The 1,619-nt window shown below is 47.1% G+C and carries 2 protein-coding genes; both read left to right on the top strand.

What is annotated here, in order from left to right:
* Positions 1 to 351, top strand: a 351-nt coding sequence (gene tnpA, locus H8S80_RS33845) for an IS200/IS605 family transposase (protein WP_118090908.1), incomplete at its 5' end; no start/stop codon positions are given.
* 14 nt (positions 352 to 365) lie between these two features.
* The gene (locus H8S80_RS33850) at positions 366 to 1,481 is read left to right on the top strand and encodes an RNA-guided endonuclease TnpB family protein (protein WP_187049103.1); all 1,116 of its coding nucleotides are present in this window, start codon (positions 366 to 368) and stop codon (positions 1,479 to 1,481) included.
* Positions 1,482 to 1,619 lie beyond the last annotated feature (138 nt).

The raw sequence follows: 1,619 nt of genomic DNA on the forward strand, positions 1-1,619 counted from the left end.
CTTATCTGGTGTACCAAATATCGGAAGAAGGTATTAACAGATGGAATCGATATTCAATGTAAGGAGATGCTGACAGAACTGGCGGACCAGTATTCTTTTCAGATCCTGGCGATGGAGGTTATGCCGGATCACATTCATCTGCTCCTGGACTGCCGCCCACAGTTCATGATATCAGACATGGTCAAAATCATGAAGGGAAACCTGGCCAGAAGGCTGTTCTTAGACCATCCGGAATTAAAGAAACAGTTGTGGGGAGGCCATCTCTGGAATCCATCTTACTGCGCAGTGACTGTCAGTGACAGAAGCCATGAACAGGTGAAACACTATATTGATTCCCAAAAAGAACGGTAACAGGGGGAAAGAGGATGAACAGGGCTTATAAGTATCGTGTCTATCCGACTGCAGAGCAGGAACAGCTTTTGACGGATACATTTGGAAGCTGCCGGTTTGTTTATAATCATTATCTTGCCCTGCAGTCGGAGAACTATCAGCAGGGCAAGGCATACAGGAATAAGACTGCCTGCAATAACGACTGCAACCGAATTCTCAAACAGGAGCAGCCATGGCTAAAACAAGTGGATAAATTTGCCCTGACGAATGCCATCTATGCGCTGGATTCGGCGTACCAGAGATTTTTCAGGAGACAGGGCGGTTATCCCAGATTCAAGAGCAGGCATCACAGCCGTATGTCCTACACTACGAACTATACGAATGGAAATATTGCCGTACTGGCTGGTGAGATCAAGCTGCCAAAGCTTGGGAAGGTGGGGGCAGTTGTGCACAGAAGGGCACCGGAAGACTGGCGTCTGAAACAGGCCACGGTATCAAGGGAAAGTGACGGCAGTTATTATGTGTCAGTCCTTTACGAGTATGAGGCTGCGATTATGCCGCAGGCAGTTAATCCAGAGCAGGTGATTGGACTGGACTATAAATCGGACGGATTGTATATGGACTCAGAAGGCAGGTGCTGTGGCATGCCTCATTATTATAGAAAGAACCAGAAGAAGCTGACAAAGGCGCAGAGGAAGCTGAAAGCGAAGCAGCTGCAGTCAGTAAATTACCGGAAACAGCAGAAGAAAATTGCCCGTATTGCAAAAAAGGCAGCCAATCAGAGAAAAGATTATCTGCACAAAAAATCAACTGAGACAGCCAATCGGTACGATTTAGTGTGTGTGGAAGACTTAAGCTTGAGGGCGCTGGCAAACAGAGGGTTCGGGAACGGAAAAGCGACCATGGATAACGGGTATGGATCATTTCTTACGATGCTAAAGTACAAACTGGAGGAGAGAGGAAAGCGTCTGATCCGCATCGAAAAGTGGTATGCATCCTCGAAGACCTGTAGCTGCTGCGGTGCGGTCAAGATGATGCCGTTATCAGTCCGCCGTTATGAGTGCAACTGTGGAATGAGCATGGACAGAGATTTAAATGCTGCGATCAATATCAGAAACAGAGGGTATGAGATATATCTAAAGGCAGCATAGAAGTAATCATAACCTGTAGGGCCGGGACGGTCCGAACAGAATAATCAACGCCTGTGGAGCTGGCATAAGACCTGTTAGATAGAAGGGCAATTGGCGCTGAAACAGGAAGCTCGTGTATTTATACATGAGTATGTTCAC

The organism is Hungatella sp. L36, from assembly GCF_014288035.1.